This window comes from Levilactobacillus paucivorans (assembly GCF_001437125.1).
Taxonomy (GTDB): Bacteria; Bacillota; Bacilli; order Lactobacillales; family Lactobacillaceae; genus Levilactobacillus; species Levilactobacillus paucivorans.
Map to the genome: position 1 here is coordinate 72,414 of NZ_JQCA01000048.1, position 15,300 is coordinate 87,713.

The following is a 15,300-nucleotide window of genomic DNA, read 5'->3' on the forward strand; positions in this document are numbered from 1 at the left end:
GTGGTCAGAGTGTCGTCCTATGGGGCCCGCCCGAAGCCAAAGAACGGTCTTCGGACTCACCTTCAAGCCCCACTAAACCCGTGGGTCTTGAAGATGGCCCATGCTGTAAGGCCGGATAAACCACCGACCTAACACCATCGACACAGGACGACACCCTGACCCCCTCCGGCTAAATCTGAATTAGTCTAATCCCTATTCGGACAATCTATGCTTAGCCGGAGGCAACCAGACAGAACCCCGTGTCGGTGGCCTTAGCCGAGGTTTTCTCTCGACTTAGACCACGGCCAACTTTGAAACTCGCGTTTTTTGCGAGGTTCAAGGTTGCCCTGAAGACCGCTTCTCAGGCTTCAGGTCTGCCCCACAGGGTGGCGTCTGGTTGCCTCCGGCGGTACAAGGCGGTACAAGGAAATTTATCCAAACTTATAGTGTTAGTATACAGCGTTTGGCGTCAAAACGCCTCCCCAGAATCAATTACTAGGTAATTTCTTGAAAAACCGGTAGAATAGGACGGGTAACAAACAATATTTGAAAGGGTGGGAACACATGACAAATAACCGAATGCTGGATGTGACCGGAGGGATTAACTTCCGCGAATTAGGAGGGTACCCCACGATTGATGGGCACACCGTTAAATGGCATAAATTAGTTCGAACCGCCGGCTTAGCGGATCTCACCCCCGCTGACCAACAACACCTCAGTAACTATGGGGTTGTCACCGACGTTGATTTCCGTTCTAAGGATGAGCAACGCCAGGCCCCTGATAAGGTTCCGGCCGGTGTCACCTATCGTTTTCTGCCGGTCTTTCCAGCCGATGACGAGACCGATGCCTCCGCTACTCAGGAAGAATTGGCTGCCCGTTTCTCCAAAAATGATCAGGCTGGGCACACACACATGTTAGATGTTTATCGCCAAATGATTACCCTGCAAACTGCCCAAGATGCCTACCACGACTTCTTCGCCACGCTGCTGGCTAACGATCAAGCCGACCAGGCCGTCCTCTTCCACTGTACAGCGGGTAAGGACCGAACCGGGATTGGGGCCTTCTTTGCGATGAGTGCCTTAGGCGTCGATCCTCAGGTCATTCGTCAAGACTACCTGTTAACCAATCAGGCTGTCGCCCCTCGTGTGGACCGTCAGGCTGCCGAGGCCAAGGCCCAAGGCTTAAACGACACCTTTGTTACGAATATGCGCGCCCTGTACACGGTACACGCCGACTACTTTGACGCCGCCATGAAGATCATTAACACCCAATATGGTGGGACCCAAGACTATTTGCACGATGTCCTCAATGTCTCCAATGGCGATATCAAGGATTTGAAGAAACTCTATTTAGACTAAACGAGCGCCAGGCTAGCCGCAATTTACGGGTAGTCTGGTTTTTTAACCCCTCGCCAGAAAGGACCTGATTAGATGAAAAAGAAAACATTGACTTGGGCACTGCCCCTTGCCGGATTGGCCGCAACCTCTTTAATTGCCAGTGAACGCCTGTTTAACTTTGCTTTCAAGCGGGTCAACTACGTTCCGGAAACCTCCGCCGATAAACAAAAATACGCGGATGCCTACTATGCCTACGTCGACTGGTTTAAGCAGGTTAACAAGGAAAAGTGGTATCTCCACGAACACGACCCGAAAAACAGAATGGTGGCCGAATATATCCCAGCGGAAACGCCGAGTGACAAGACCGTCATCATCTCCCACGGATACAAGGGAAATGGGGAAACTATGGCCAACTTTGCGCAAATGTATCACCAGTTAGGCTTTAACGTTCTCCTCCCCGACGACCGCGGTCATGGGGAGAGCGCCGGTAAGTACATCAGCTTCGGCTGGCTTGACCGCCTGGATTATCTCCAATGGATTCAACAAGTTATTGACCGGGCCGACGCCAACGTCAAAATTCTCCTGTTTGGTGTCAGCATGGGTGGGGCCACGATGGAGATGCTCTCTGGTGAAACGCTACCCGCTCAGGTCAAGGCAATCATCGCCGACTGTGGTTATTCCAGCATCGAGGCGGAACTGACCTACCTGCTCAAACGCCAATTTCATTTGCCAAAATACCCGATCGAGCCGCTGGTCAGCACCATTTCCAAGCGCCGCCTCGGCTACTACCTGGGTGACGTCACGGCCACCGACCAATTAAAGAAGAATAAACGTCCGATTCTCTTTATCCACGGAGAACAGGACGTCTATGTGCCGGTGGGCATGGCCTATGAGAATTACGCCGCCACCCACGCCCCCAAACAACTCTGGATCGTCCGTAACGCCTCGCATGCCGAGAGCTTCTGGATCAACCCAGATCGTTACCGGACCCACGTGACGGAGTTCTTAAAGACCTACTTTGACAATCCCGTCGAAGAAAATTCACAGGTTTAGACTTCCTTTAACAAATGATCAAAAAGTCATCACAGTCTGCCCCCTTTTCTCGTCACAAAGTCCGGGTATAGTTATCATCATAGTAATTAGCCAATAACTGTTACTAGTCAAATTCTATATCCAATCCCTTTTAGATTCTCTCCCCCAAAGAGAATCTGATCATTGGTTAGGTTCCCTCAAGCCTAACCACTCCTCTAACTGAGTGTTACTCCCCCTAAGTGACCTCACTCCTCAATAAAAACCGCCACATCCTCCTCCCCGGAAGGTGTGGCGGTTTTTGCATGGATTAGGTGGTATACTTAACTTATCAGCTGAGTAAATCGTTATTACGCGAAACTAATTAATGGCCATCCGTGTTGGATGAGCCGAGATAAGAGGCGTTCCCCATGAATAAGTTAAAAGCCACCATTCTCACCCTAACCGCCATCTTGGGATTTGGCATCATCGCACCAGCCATCCCCGCTGTTAGTCAACCAATCACGGCGCGGGCATCCACCAAGGTCGTGACCGTCAAAATCAAATACTGGGCCAATGCTGATGTTGAAGTCGGCATGGAGTCTTGGCTGTATGCCACCTTCAGTAACAAGATTGCCAAGGCGATTATTGTGAAGGCGGACGTTGCCTACAACAACACCTATGCCAAGACCAGATCGCCACGAGCAGCCCTGATCGCTATGATGGCCACCATCAAGCGCTACACTAGTGTGAAATTTAAGATTATTCGCAACGACTACGTCAACGGCTCAAACGCTCTCGACCGGTCGAAGGCCAAAGCGGCCTTGAAGAATGCCGCCACAGCGGCACAGGTTTCGGCCGCGGTGTCCCCCGAGGTCAATCAAGCGGTCAAAGCCTTCAAAGTAAAACAGGCCGCCTATGCTTACAAAGTTTCTAAGCTAACCTCGACGAAAACCAAATCTAATCAGGCCGTGAAGGTCACAGGGACCGTTGCCATTCACAATCACGCCAATGCCAAGAAACATCACGCCAAATGGGCACGGATCACCACTTATAAAGGCTACAAGTTCGTTCGCTTAAATCAACATGGGACCTTTAAGGCCACAATCAAGGCTCCTAAGGCCAAGAAAGCCTGGGCACGGGCTGGCTACTATACGAAGAAAACGAAACATGGCAAGGTCGTCAAAAAGAACGGTAAGATCGTTTACATCTTCCATTTACTCTCAGGTCAGAAGAAGGTCACGGTTCAAGCATATGAAGGGTAAACAAAAACGAACTCCTAAGGGGGTTCGTTTTTGTTTACCCTGTATGATCTCGAACTTAGTCTAAGCCCAGTCGTTTAAAAATCAAATCAATTCGGCGCAAGTGATAATGGTAGTCAAAGGCATCGGCGATCTGGTCCGGTGTCAGTCGAGCGGTAATGGCCGCGTTGGCCTCGACCAATGGCCGGAACTGAATCTGTTGGTCCCAAGCCTGCGCCGTCAACGGTTGAACCAGGTCATAGGCATCCTCACGACTCAATCCAGATTCAATCAACTTCAATAGTAATCGTTGACTGTAAATCAGCCCATAGGTCCGGTTCATGTTGGCCAGCATGGTCTCTGGGAAAACGTCCAGGTTGGTCAGGATACGGTTGATCCGGTGCAACATGTAATCCAGCAATGTGGTACTCTCCGGTAAAATCATGCGTTCAGCGGAGGAATGCGAGATGTCCCGTTCATGCCAGAGGCTGACGTCTTCATAGGCCGTCACCATGGTTCCTCGCAGGACCCGGGCCAGACCGGTCACATTTTCCGATCCGATCGGGTTCCGTTTATGCGGCATTGCTGAAGATCCCTTTTGGCCGGGATTGAAATGTTCTTCCACCTCATGAATCTCCGAACGTTGGAGGCCCCGAATCTCCGTCGCAATATTCTCCACACTCGTGCCAATCAAGGCCAAGGTCGCCACGTAATCGGCATGGAGGTCCCGTGGGAGCACTTGGCTGGCAATCGGCTGCGGCGTCAGTCCTAATTGGTCGCAGACATAGGCTTCGACCTCGGGTGGGACGTTGGCAAACGTTCCAACAGCCCCACTAATCTTGCCAGTCTCAACGCCAGCAGCCACTCGGTCAAACCGATCCAGGTTACGCTGCATCTCCGCATAGAAACGGGCAATCTTCAGGTCAAACGTCGTCGGTTCGGCTTGAACCCCGTGGGTCCGGCCAATCATGACCGTATCCTTATATTGTCGCGCCATATTGCCGAGCGTTTCGATCAGCGTCGTCAAACTTTGCCGAATTTGCGTATTAGCCTGCTTTAACCGCACGCCCTGTGCCGTATCCACGACATCGGTACTCGTGACCCCAAAGTGAATCCACTTACGTTCAGTCCCAAGGGACTCGGAGACGTTGCGGGTGAAGGCGACCATATCATGGTGGGTAACGGCTTCAATTTCAGCGATCCGATCGACATCAAACGTCGCGTGTTCGCGGATCTTCTGGGCATCGGCAGCTGGCACCTCACCGACCTGAGCCCAGGCTTCATCAATGGCAACCTCAACAGCCAGCCAGGACTGATACTGATTCTCTAATGACCAAATTTGGCCCATTTCCGGACGGGTATAACGTTCTAACATGCGTTTCCTCCTATATCAGAAAAGAATTAAAAGACGAACATTAAATTTATAGTTAGCGTATTGCTCCGTTAGCTATCATATCATAGTTCGTCCCAATTTAGCCACCGTTTGCCCGTTATTTAAGGGGATAATTCGTTTCCTTACTGAATATTCAGAACTTTTATGGCCATTTAAATAAAAATAGTTCGCATTTCACTTGCTTTTTAAATCCGAACTTGGTACACTGAATCTTGCTGGGCGTTCGGCTCAGTAAAATAAAGCGATGAGGTGTTGTTATGTCATCAACAGTAGTAGTTGGTAGTCAATGGGGCGATGAAGGTAAAGGAAAGATCACGGATTTTCTGAGTGAGAAGGCTGATGTCATTGCCCGCTACCAGGGTGGTGATAACGCCGGTCATACCATCGTCTTTAATGGTCAGACCTTCAAGTTACGCTTGATTCCTTCAGGGATCTTCTACGCGGATAAATTGAGTGTCATCGGTAACGGCGTGGTCGTTAATCCAAAGTCACTGATTGAAGAACTGACTTACCTCCACGAAAATGGCGTCTCGACCGATAATCTTCGGATTTCTGATCGGGCTCACGTGATTCTGCCTTACCACATCCTGTTAGACCAGGCCCAAGAAAAGGCCAAGGAAAACAAGATCGGAACCACCAACAAGGGTATCGGCCCGGCTTATATGGATAAGGCCGAACGAATTGGGATTCGAATTGCGGATCTGCTGGATCACGACATTTTCGCTGATAAATTACGTCAAAACTTAATTGAAAAAAATAACGTCTTAACGAAACTCTATGACGTCGCACCACTCGATTTCGACGACGTCTTTGACGAGTACTACGCCCTGGGCCAACAAATCAAGGGTCACGTTACCGACACGTCGGTGGTCATCAACGATGCCATCGACGCCGGTAAGAATGTCCTGTTTGAAGGGGCTCAAGGGGTTATGCTGGATATCGACCATGGGACTTACCCCTTCGTCACGTCCTCAAACCCCGTTGCCGGTGGGGTAACCATCGGCGCCGGGGTCGGCCCAACCAAGATTGACCACGTCGTCGGCGTTTGCAAGGCCTACACGTCTCGGGTCGGTGACGGTCCATTTCCTACCGAATTATTCGATGAGATCGGTGACACGATTCGCGAAACTGGTCATGAATATGGAACAGTTACGAAGCGTCCACGCCGAATCGGTTGGTTCGACAGTGTCGTTCTCCGTCACGCCAAACGCGTCTCTGGATTGACAACCCTGTCTCTCAACTGTCTCGACGTCTTGACTGGTCTTAAGACTGTCAAAATCTGCAAGGCCTACAGCTTAAATGGGGAAACCATTTACCACTACCCCGCTAGCCTAAGCGCCTTAGCCGCCTGCGAACCCGTTTATGAAGAACTCCCAGGCTGGACAGAAGACATTACCCACTGCAAGTCGATCGAAGACCTGCCAGTCAACGCACAGAACTACGTAAAGCGCCTGGCCGAACTCGTCGGCGTCGACATTGCGACGCTGTCTGTCGGTCCCGACCGTGAACAAACCAACGTGCTCCAACCCGTTTGGAACGCCTAACCTTATCAAGGAGTGATTGCCATGCACCCAACCGAAGTATTTGACTACGAAGATATTCAACTCGTTCCCAACAAATGTGTCATCGATAGCCGTTCTGAGGCCGACACCAGCATCGAATTTGGCCCCCATCGGTTCAAGATTCCGGTCGTACCCGCCAATATGGAGACGGTCATTAACGAACCGTTAGCCGTTTGGCTCGCGCAAAACGACTACTTCTACGTCATGCACCGTTTCCAGCCAGAAGAACGACGCGGGTTCATTGCCCGGATGCATGAAAAATCACTCTTTGCGTCCATCAGTGTTGGCGTTAAACCCGACGAACACGCCGTCATCGACGAACTGGCGGAAGCCGATCTGGTTCCTGAATACATCACGATCGACATCGCTCACGGCCACAGTGACGCCGTCATCCGAATGATCAAGAAGATCAAGACGACCATGCCCACGACCTTCCTGATTGCTGGTAACGTCGGCACCCCCGAAGCCGTGCGGGAACTGGAAAATGCCGGGGCAGACGCCACTAAAGTCGGCATTGGACCTGGTAAGGCCTGCATCACGAAGCTCAAGACTGGTTTCGGTACCGGCGGTTGGCAATTAGCGGCGCTACGGCTCTGTGCCAAGGCTGCCCGTAAACCAATCATCGCCGACGGTGGGATTCGCTACAACGGTGATATCGCCAAGTCCGTGCGCTTCGGTGCCAGCATGGTGATGATTGGTTCCATGCTCGCCGGCCATGAACAGTCCCCTGGTAGCCTGCTGACTATCGACGGCCGGACCTTCAAACAATACTGGGGTTCCGCTTCTGAGAAGCAAAAGGGCGCCTACCGTAACGTTGAGGGTAAGCAGATGTTGGTCCCATTCCGTGGTGACATTGCCAACACCTTGAATGCCATGCACGAAGACCTGCAGTCTTCCATCTCCTATGCCGGTGGGCGCAACCTGCTCGACATCCGCACGGTGGATTACGTCATCGTGAAGAGTTCCATCATGAATGGTGACAGCTACTAAAACTGAAGTTAATGAAAGTCCCACGAAGATCCTTGCTGATCTTTGTGGGACTTTTTGATCATAGTGTTTGGGGGTTAGTGTCGCACGACCATCACCGAAATCGGCGCATATTTTGCCATGTAGGCCGCCTGACTCCCGAAATGGCGACTGACACCCTTCTTGGCCAGCGACCCAATAATCAGGAGATCTGGTTTCACGTCCGGGATCACATCCTTCACAATGGTCTCGCCGGGTTCCCCCTCTGCCACCATCATGCGAACGTCGGCCACGCCGGCCGATTCTGCCGCCTTCTGGTATTCGCGCACGTGTTCCTCCAGTTCATCGAACTCGCCATGAATATAGTCCTTGTCCAGGGCTTCATAGATATTCATCTTATCGGCCTCAAGCACCGACACAATCACGAGCTCGGCGTCGTCTCGTTTCGCCTGCTGAATCGCATAACGAAACGCTAGCAAGGCATCTTCCGAGTCATCGACTCCCACTAAAATTCGTTTAAATATGGTTGTCATGGCAATTCCCCCTACTCCTAATTCACTAACGGTATCTGACCCCTAGTTAGTCACAGTGTACCGTATCCTCACTTGGTAGCCTCAAATCCTAGCTCTGTTGCGTCAAGCACCTAATTATCCAGGATACACAAAAGGTCCCCACCATCGTGAGGACCTTTCATTAATACAATTCATTTAATTTTAACGGACAACCATCACAGAAATCTTGGCATACTTCGCCATGTAGGCCGCCTGGCTCCCAAAATGCCGGCTGACACCCTTCTTGGCGATTGACCCAATGACTAACAAATCTGGCTCGACGTGAGGAATGACGTTCTTCACGATAGTTTCTCCAGGTTAACCTTCCGCAATGACCACCTTAACGGCAGTCAACCCGGCATCTTCGGCCTGCTTCTGGTAGGTTTTGATGTGGGCCTTCAGGGCGTCACGTTCGCCATGAACGTAGTCACTATCCAGTGCCTGGTAAATGTTCATGTCGTCATTCTCCAATACGGACACAATCACCAATTCCGCTTGGTCACGCTTGGCTTGATGAATCGCATAGTCGAAGGCCAGGAGTGCGTCTTCGGAATCATCAACTCCAACTAGAATTCGCTTAAAAGTCGTTGCCATTATTTGGCCTCCTTGTCGGTTGTGCCTTTAGCATCCGCGGCCAATTGTGCTTCTAGCTTTTGACTTCCAAGATGAAGTTCCCAAATTGTCCAGATTAACAGCGCTAAGATCGCGGCATCCAAACCGTAGGCAATACTATTGGCAATGACCGTCTGACTAGCTGTGATGCCATCCCCATAAAATGCTTGAACGGAGGCCGGCATGTTAATCAGGTTAAGACCCGTTAGTGACAGGACAGAAATCCATCCCAAAATCTTAATCCACAGCGAGTTCTTGAAACGTTTCCCCATTTCGATCTTACTATCCGTCATCATCAGTAACGGTAACATCGAGAACGGTAAGGCAAAAGCCAGGAAGACTTGCGAATTATTCATCAGATCATTCAGCGCCTCATGTTCATCAATGGCACTCTTGCCACTGGTCAACAGCACACAGACAACGACAGGAATCACAGAAAGTAACCGGGTAACCAGTCGCCGTAACCATAGTGGCATCCGCATGTGAACGAAACCTTCCATGATAACTTGTCCGGTCAGCGTTCCCGTAATCGTTGAGTTTTGACCCGAAGCCAGTAAGGCCACGGCAAACAGTGTTGAAAGAACCCCGGTCCGCGCAACACTAGCTAAGACCCCATTACTCATGGTGCTGGTATCAGACAGAGCTTGGAACAACCCGAAGAATGACGGATCCTTGACAGAACCACTCTTGAATACGGCAACCCCCATGACTAAGAGGAGGGCATTAACGAAGAACGCCAGCGTCAGTTGGATGTTGGAATCCCAACTGGTAAAGCGAACCGTTCTTGCCACGTCTTCTTCGTCGTTGTGATCAATCTCCCGCGTTTGTGAAATAGCAGAATGCAGGTACAGGTTATGTGGCATAACCGTGGCCCCAATGATCCCTAAGGATCCACTGAGTGGCGTTTGTCCCCCAATTTGTGGTATAGATGAAATAGTCTTCATACTTGGAATCAAACCACCAAAGACGCCACCCCAATTAGGTGATGACAAGGCCACTTCGTAGGCAAAGACGACCAGGATCACCAGGATTAAACAAACCACAATGGCTTCGATCTTCCGAAAACCAATCTTGGTTAATAACAATAAGAGCAAAACATCTAAAACCGTAATAAATACCGCAATGATTAACGGAATGTGGAACAGTAGATACAACGCAATTGCCGCCCCAATAACTTCGGCAATATCCGTTGCCATGATGGCAAATTCCGTCATGATCCATAAGACGATCCCGAGGGATTTGCTGGTTCTGGCCCGAATAGCTTGAGCCAAGTCCATCTGACTCACGATACCAAGTTTAGCTGCCATGTATTGCAACAACATCGCAATCAAACTTGAGATCAAGATAATCGACATCAATAGGTATTGGAAGTTTTGACCACCGGTAATTGACGTTGACCAATTACCTGGATCCATGTACCCCACTGCGACTAATGCGCCAGGCCCGGAATACATAAATAATGTTTTCCAGAATCCTTTACCCTTCGGTACTTTAACCGTACCGTTGATTTCTTCGAGTGACCGCCCGTTGGCGTACTCAATGAGCTTATGCTTCTTTGGTTCATCGCTCATAACTAAAACCCCCTTCTATCTCCTACACGGATCATTGTACCTTAATGTTCAGGTAAATCAAATAGAATTTTAGGGCCGCATAACATTTATTTGTCCAAATATTAATAAAATAATATTTGGATATAGCGCTTTCATCGCGATGTCCTTCCGTTTCTGCCTTTCTGTTTTGGTGTTGAAATTTAGCCTAAACGTTCGCAAAATTTAATAACAAACGCCGTTATATCGGCCATTTGGTTTTGGGCAACTAACTTTTCCGAAATGAATATCACCTATTTAAAAAAAGAGTTGCTTTTTCAACCAGCAATCGTTAAAGTTTTAAGTGAGAATTATTTTTTTAGGGACACTTAAACTTTCAACAACTTGGGGGAGTTGATGAACATGTTACGCCAACAAAATAAATACCTGCGAATCATTGCAGAGTGCAACTTTGCGCGACCACGTGTCAGCAATAAACAAATCATTCGTTTCGCTCAGGTGTCGCCCGCATCCGTCACGGAAATGACCCGCCACTTGCAACTAGCCGGCTGGGTTCACCGTCGCCGATATACCGGCGTGACGCTGACAACCAAGGGTCAAGCTCTGGCTGGCAAGCTTCTCGAACGTTACCGGCTCTGTGAGGTCTTCTTAGCCCAACAGCTGAAACTACCCTTACCTCAGATTCCAGGCCAGGCTTGGGCGATGGCGGCAACGCTAACGCCGGAAACTACCACGGCCCTAACCACTTTTTTGGATCACCCACAAACCAGTCCCTTCGGTGGCAGTCTCAATCCCACCGATATTTTAAATGACTCAGAAATGACGCGACTCAGCGAGGTTGCGCCGGATACAACCGTTATCTTTCATCACTACTTAGAGACGCCCGATATGGTCACCTATTTAGAACATTTGGAACTGCCGTTGGGCCAGCCCATCCACCTCATTAAACAAGATCCAGCGCTCAATTTACTCTACATTGACTGGAACGATCACGATACCGTGGCCCTTGACCTAGCTGCTGCGGACTACATCTATACCCAAGCATCAACCGAATAAAAAGAGCTCGAGACAGCGTCTCGAGCTCTTTTTGACAATTAAATTTTAACGACCACTCGCCGCCATCGTTGCGGATGTGGCACTCTGGTCGTCTGAGGCAGGTAACCGCTTCAGGCCGACACCGGTGAACCCACTCAGAATGGAGAAGATTGGTGAAAGGAGACTGAAGAAACAGAATGGTAGGTAGGCTAACGTGGAAACACCCAACGTGTTGGCAGCAAAGACCGCTGCAACACCCCAAGGAACCAAGTAGTTAATCACAGTCCCACCATCTTCTAGGACCCGACTCAAGGCCAGGTTGTCCAAGCCATGGTCGTTGAAGGTCTGCTTGAAGGCCTTCCCAGGTAAGATAACGGAGAGGTATTGTTCCCCAACGAAGATGTTAACCCCAATTCCAGCGAGAATAGCAGCCGTCACGACAGCTCCAGTTCCCTTCAAACGGTTGGCCAAAGGCACCATGGCGGTCTGGATGATGTTAAACTTCATCAGCAGGCCCCCTAAGGTCAGGGTCAGGATAATCAGGGATACAGTCGACATCATGGCGCTAATCCCACCACGGGTCAGTAAGGCATCAACGCTGGCGTTCCCGGTCTTGGCAACGAAACCAGATTCGATCATCGTGGCGATACTCTTTAACGAAGTACTTGGCTTTTCAATAAAGATCATGACCACCCCTAGGACGACGTTTAGGAACAACGTCGCAATGGCTGGAATCTTTCGCCAAGCGCAGACGAACATCACAATAATTGGTAAGGCGGCCCACCAGGTAATCGTAAAGTGCGTATTTAACGTGGTAATCGTTGCGTTAATCTTACCTAAGGCGTTGGTATCTGAGGCACCAGTTCCCATGAAGAAGTACAAGATGAGGGAAACAACGAAGGCTGGAATCGTCGACCACATCAGGTTCTTGATGTGCGCGAAGAGTTCGGATTCAGCAATGGCAGAAGCCAGGTTGGTTGAGTCAGACAATGGTGACGTCTTATCCCCGAAGATCGCCCCGGAGATGATGGCCCCGGCAACTAAGGCTGGGTTGAAGCCCATCGTGGTCCCCATCCCGAAGAGGGCAATCCCAATCGTAGAGATGATGGTAAACGCACTCCCGATAGACGTTCCGATGATGGCACAAACCAGGAAGACAGAGGGCACAAACCACTGTGCGGAAATTAAGTGGAACCCGAAGACCATCATCGAAGGAATAATTCCGGCGGCAATCCAGACACTGATTAAGGCCCCGATTAACAGGAAGATAAAGATGGGAACAATTCCCGTTTTGATTCCGTCAATAATGCCATTATGTATGTCGTCCCACTCTGCGCCTCGTAACTTAGCCCAGAGAATAACCAAAGCAATCACCAGAAGAACTGGCGTCATTGGGGAGAGTCCAAATTTTATAACGCCGGTCCCCATCACCAATAACATTACCAATAAAATCATTAGGGCTTCGCCAAAACTAACAGCCCGCCATGCCTTCTTGTTTTCTTTCATCAAAATCGCTCCTCTTATAGTTATGCCAAATTTTTAAAGTATAAAAAAATCGCCCCCGCTGCAATCATGATTGCAACAGGGACGATTAGACTTCAACCGTGGTACCACCCAGCTTGAGCGACTGGTTCTAGACCCAGTCCACTCCACTCACTAGAAGGTAACGGTTCTAGTTATTCTCCGCCTGCCGTAGCAGGACATTCCACTGTATTTCGTCGTAATCACCCTGATCGGTTCGCAGCAACCACCGACTTTCTGACCCACAGATGACACGCTACTTGGTAATGGAAATTAGCGTTCGTTATTTGATTGACTTTGATGATAGCACGATGAGAAACTACCGTCAACTCTAATTTTAAATTTATTTAAACGGTGCTGGATATTCCAGCATCCCGCCAACGTGGGCCAAAGCCCCGGGGGTCAACGGTTTAATCAGACTGTTCCCCATCCGAACGGGTAACGTGTTATGAATGGCAAAATCCTCCGCCATGACGTAGCCGCGACGACCATAATAGGTCGTGTCACCAACCACACTGACGGCGCTGAACCCGGCCTGACGAGCCCGGGTTTCCAGCTCACTCAGCAGTTCACTGCCGATCGCCTGCCCTTGCCATTCGGGATCAACGGCTAAGGGTGCCAAGGCAACAATGGTCGTCGTATGCCAGTTACCCCGAATCGTGACCGGGCTCAATAGCCCATGCGCTACCACACGGTCAACTGAAGGCTTGGCGACAACCTCTAAGCTCGGTTGGTAATCATAGGTATCGCGGATGCGGTGAATCAGATCGACTTCGGTTCCCGTACTCTCGGCAACGGGAGCGAAAGCGGCGGCGACCACTTGGTCTACCTGATCGTAATCCATCGGCTGAATGGTTTCAAAACTCAAATTCAATTCGTCACCCTCACAATCTCTAAGCGGTTTTCATCTACATTTACTATTTTTCTGAGGCTATGGGACCTGCGGCTAGAGGCAACGTTCATGTATATATTCACAATATATGAATAAATTTAATTACACGACCCGCTGATCAATTAATCCGATAACGGACAAGGCCAAATTGCCCCGTAGTCGCCAATTCATGGCCGCAAATACCCAGCCAGATCTAACAATACTGTGTTATTATACACGTCTAAGCCCTCAATGGGGAAAATTTACTAGACCATTTAATAAAATCGCTTGAAATCCACCCGGTAAACCCCGTAAACTTAGACCAAACCAAATGAGAATTGAGGAACATGATATGACACACAAACAAACTTGGGCCACCGTCTCAACCGTGATTTACGTGGCTTTCATCCTGGCCGTTGTCTTTACTGGCTTTCTAAATCCTAGCCAAATTGGCCTCGAATGGACCATCTTTTGGGTCGTCGTTGCCGCCGGTCTTTGTTACTACTTTTACTTTAAAAACGTCAGCTATCGTGAGGTCGTTTACTACGCAAAAAAGCTAGGTTATCACAAGGATGACCTAGCCGCTTTGGTGCCTAAATTAAAGGAGACCCAGGACGTTCCCGACCCGGATCATCCCCATTTCTTCAGTCCCTTCGCCGGAATTCCCTTGGCAGTGACCAATCGGATCACTGAAAAACTGGAACCCTTGGCTAAGGAACAACAGATTCCACCTTACCGGTAATTACTTCCGGCCGTCGTAAGTCTGCGACTGCTTTAACCACGCATCGTCTGCTGGATCGGGACCAACCCGTTTGCCAGCATCGAGCGCACTGATTGCCCGCATTTCATCTTCGTCTAAACCAAAGGCAAAGATGTCGCGGTTCTGTTGGATACGTTCCTCATGCGTTGACTTCGGAATCACAATTTCTTCCCGTTGCACATGCCAACGCAAGATAATTTGAGCGGCGCTGACATCGTGGGCGGCCGCCAATTCATTAATCACTGGGTCAGTCAAGGCATTGTTCCGGCCACCACCGAGTGGGCTCCAGGCTTCGTGTAAGATGCCTTGTGTCTCCAGGTAGGCGTGCAGGTCGTTTTGCTGGAAGTAAGGGTGCGTCTCAATCTGATCGACCACGGGCTTAACCGTAGCCGTCTCCATCAACTTCTCAATGTGCGACCGATTGAAGTTTGAGACCCCAATATTCTTAATCTTGCCAGCCTTGTAAAGGTCTTCCATGGCCCGCCAGCTTTCAGTAAAGCCGGGTGCTGGCCAGTGAATCAAGAACATATCGAGGTAGTCGAAGCCTAACTTATCCAGAGTCCGTTGGAAGGCCGCCTTGGTCTCGTCGTAACCCCGTTCATTGTTCCAGAGCTTAGACGTCACGAAGATATCTTCACGCTTGACGTCACTCTCACGGATGGCCTCGCCCACCCACTGTTCGTTGCCATAGTAGGCCGCGGTGTCGATATGGCGGTAGCCCGCAGCTAGCGCCCATTTAACAGCATCCTTGGTGTCTTTGGCGTTATCCACCTGGAAGACCCCTAGTCCCAATTGGGGAATGCGGTTATTGTTATTTAAGGGTAATGCTGGAATTTCATTGTGCAAAATTAAAACCACCTTTCAAACTTTGATCCACTTCTATCATACAATACACGTCCCTTTTTCGGTGACCAAA

13 protein-coding genes and 1 pseudogene are annotated in these 15,300 nt (G+C 49.8%); 7 read left to right on the forward strand and 7 right to left on the reverse strand.

Annotated elements, in window-relative coordinates; translation table 11 throughout:
• The first annotated feature begins 543 nt into the window (after nucleotides 1-543).
• The 3 genes from IV54_RS05075 (at nucleotide 544) to IV54_RS05085 (ending at nucleotide 3,590) form a co-directional block, all read left to right on the forward strand.
• On the forward strand, nucleotides 544-1,338 hold the full coding sequence (locus IV54_RS05075) for a tyrosine-protein phosphatase (protein WP_057878315.1): 795 nt from the start codon (nucleotides 544-546) through the stop codon (nucleotides 1,336-1,338).
• 72 nt (nucleotides 1,339-1,410) lie between these two features.
• Nucleotides 1,411-2,370 carry an alpha/beta hydrolase gene (locus tag IV54_RS05080; RefSeq protein WP_057878316.1) on the forward strand — a complete coding sequence of 320 codons (960 nt, stop codon included), beginning with the start codon at nucleotides 1,411-1,413 and terminating at the stop codon, nucleotides 2,368-2,370.
• A 386-nt stretch (nucleotides 2,371-2,756) separates the two neighbouring features.
• Nucleotides 2,757-3,590 (forward strand): hypothetical protein, encoded by an 834-nt coding sequence (locus IV54_RS05085; RefSeq protein WP_057878317.1) that lies wholly within the window; start codon nucleotides 2,757-2,759, stop codon nucleotides 3,588-3,590.
• Between the two features lie 55 nt (nucleotides 3,591-3,645).
• Here IV54_RS05085 and purB read toward each other — a convergent pair whose 3' ends face one another.
• Nucleotides 3,646-4,941: an adenylosuccinate lyase gene (gene purB, locus IV54_RS05090; RefSeq protein ID WP_057878318.1), complete on the reverse strand. Its 1,296-nt coding sequence runs from the start codon at nucleotides 4,939-4,941 to the stop codon at nucleotides 3,646-3,648.
• A gap of 275 nt (nucleotides 4,942-5,216) precedes the next feature.
• On the opposite strand from purB, the gene IV54_RS05095 reads away from it, so the two are divergent.
• Both IV54_RS05095 and IV54_RS05100 read left to right on the forward strand, forming a co-directional pair.
• Nucleotides 5,217-6,503 (forward strand): adenylosuccinate synthase, encoded by a 1,287-nt coding sequence (locus tag IV54_RS05095; RefSeq protein ID WP_057878319.1) that lies wholly within the window; start codon nucleotides 5,217-5,219, stop codon nucleotides 6,501-6,503.
• Nucleotides 6,504-6,524: 21 nt separating this feature from the next.
• Nucleotides 6,525-7,511, forward strand: a complete 987-nt coding sequence (locus IV54_RS05100) for a GMP reductase (protein WP_057878320.1) — start codon at nucleotides 6,525-6,527, stop codon at nucleotides 7,509-7,511.
• Nucleotides 7,512-7,585: 74 nt separating this feature from the next.
• Here IV54_RS05100 and IV54_RS05105 read toward each other — a convergent pair whose 3' ends face one another.
• From IV54_RS05105 to IV54_RS05115, 3 genes and pseudogenes are all read right to left on the reverse strand, one after another.
• Nucleotides 7,586-8,020: a universal stress protein gene (locus IV54_RS05105; protein ID WP_057878321.1), complete on the reverse strand. Its 435-nt coding sequence runs from the start codon at nucleotides 8,018-8,020 to the stop codon at nucleotides 7,586-7,588.
• Between the two features lie 180 nt (nucleotides 8,021-8,200).
• Nucleotides 8,201-8,632 (reverse strand): annotated as a pseudogene (locus tag IV54_RS05110) (universal stress protein).
• Nucleotides 8,632-10,221: an Nramp family divalent metal transporter gene (locus IV54_RS05115; RefSeq protein ID WP_057878322.1), complete on the reverse strand. Its 1,590-nt coding sequence runs from the start codon at nucleotides 10,219-10,221 to the stop codon at nucleotides 8,632-8,634. The pseudogene IV54_RS05110 and the gene IV54_RS05115 overlap by 1 nt, the downstream one beginning before the upstream one ends.
• 378 nt (nucleotides 10,222-10,599) lie before the next feature.
• Here IV54_RS05115 and IV54_RS05120 point away from each other — a divergent pair, with 378 nt between their 5' ends.
• Nucleotides 10,600-11,253 (forward strand): metal-dependent transcriptional regulator, encoded by a 654-nt coding sequence (locus tag IV54_RS05120; RefSeq protein ID WP_057878323.1) that lies wholly within the window; start codon nucleotides 10,600-10,602, stop codon nucleotides 11,251-11,253.
• A 45-nt stretch (nucleotides 11,254-11,298) separates the two neighbouring features.
• Here IV54_RS05120 and nhaC read toward each other — a convergent pair whose 3' ends face one another.
• The gene (gene nhaC, locus IV54_RS05125; RefSeq protein ID WP_057878324.1) at nucleotides 11,299-12,738 is read right to left on the reverse strand and encodes a Na+/H+ antiporter NhaC; all 1,440 of its coding nucleotides are present in this window, start codon (nucleotides 12,736-12,738) and stop codon (nucleotides 11,299-11,301) included.
• Between the two features lie 358 nt (nucleotides 12,739-13,096).
• Entirely contained in the window at nucleotides 13,097-13,627 is a 531-nt protein-coding gene (locus IV54_RS05130) for a GNAT family N-acetyltransferase (protein ID WP_057878325.1), read from the reverse strand.
• Between the two features lie 349 nt (nucleotides 13,628-13,976).
• On the opposite strand from IV54_RS05130, the gene IV54_RS05135 reads away from it, so the two are divergent.
• Nucleotides 13,977-14,366, forward strand: a complete 390-nt coding sequence (locus tag IV54_RS05135) for a hypothetical protein (RefSeq protein ID WP_057878326.1) — start codon at nucleotides 13,977-13,979, stop codon at nucleotides 14,364-14,366.
• On the opposite strand, the gene IV54_RS05140 is transcribed toward IV54_RS05135, so the two are convergent.
• A complete protein-coding gene (locus IV54_RS05140; RefSeq protein WP_057878327.1) occupies nucleotides 14,367-15,230 on the reverse strand; it encodes an aldo/keto reductase in 864 nt (287 codons plus the stop codon).
• Nucleotides 15,231-15,300 lie beyond the last annotated feature (70 nt).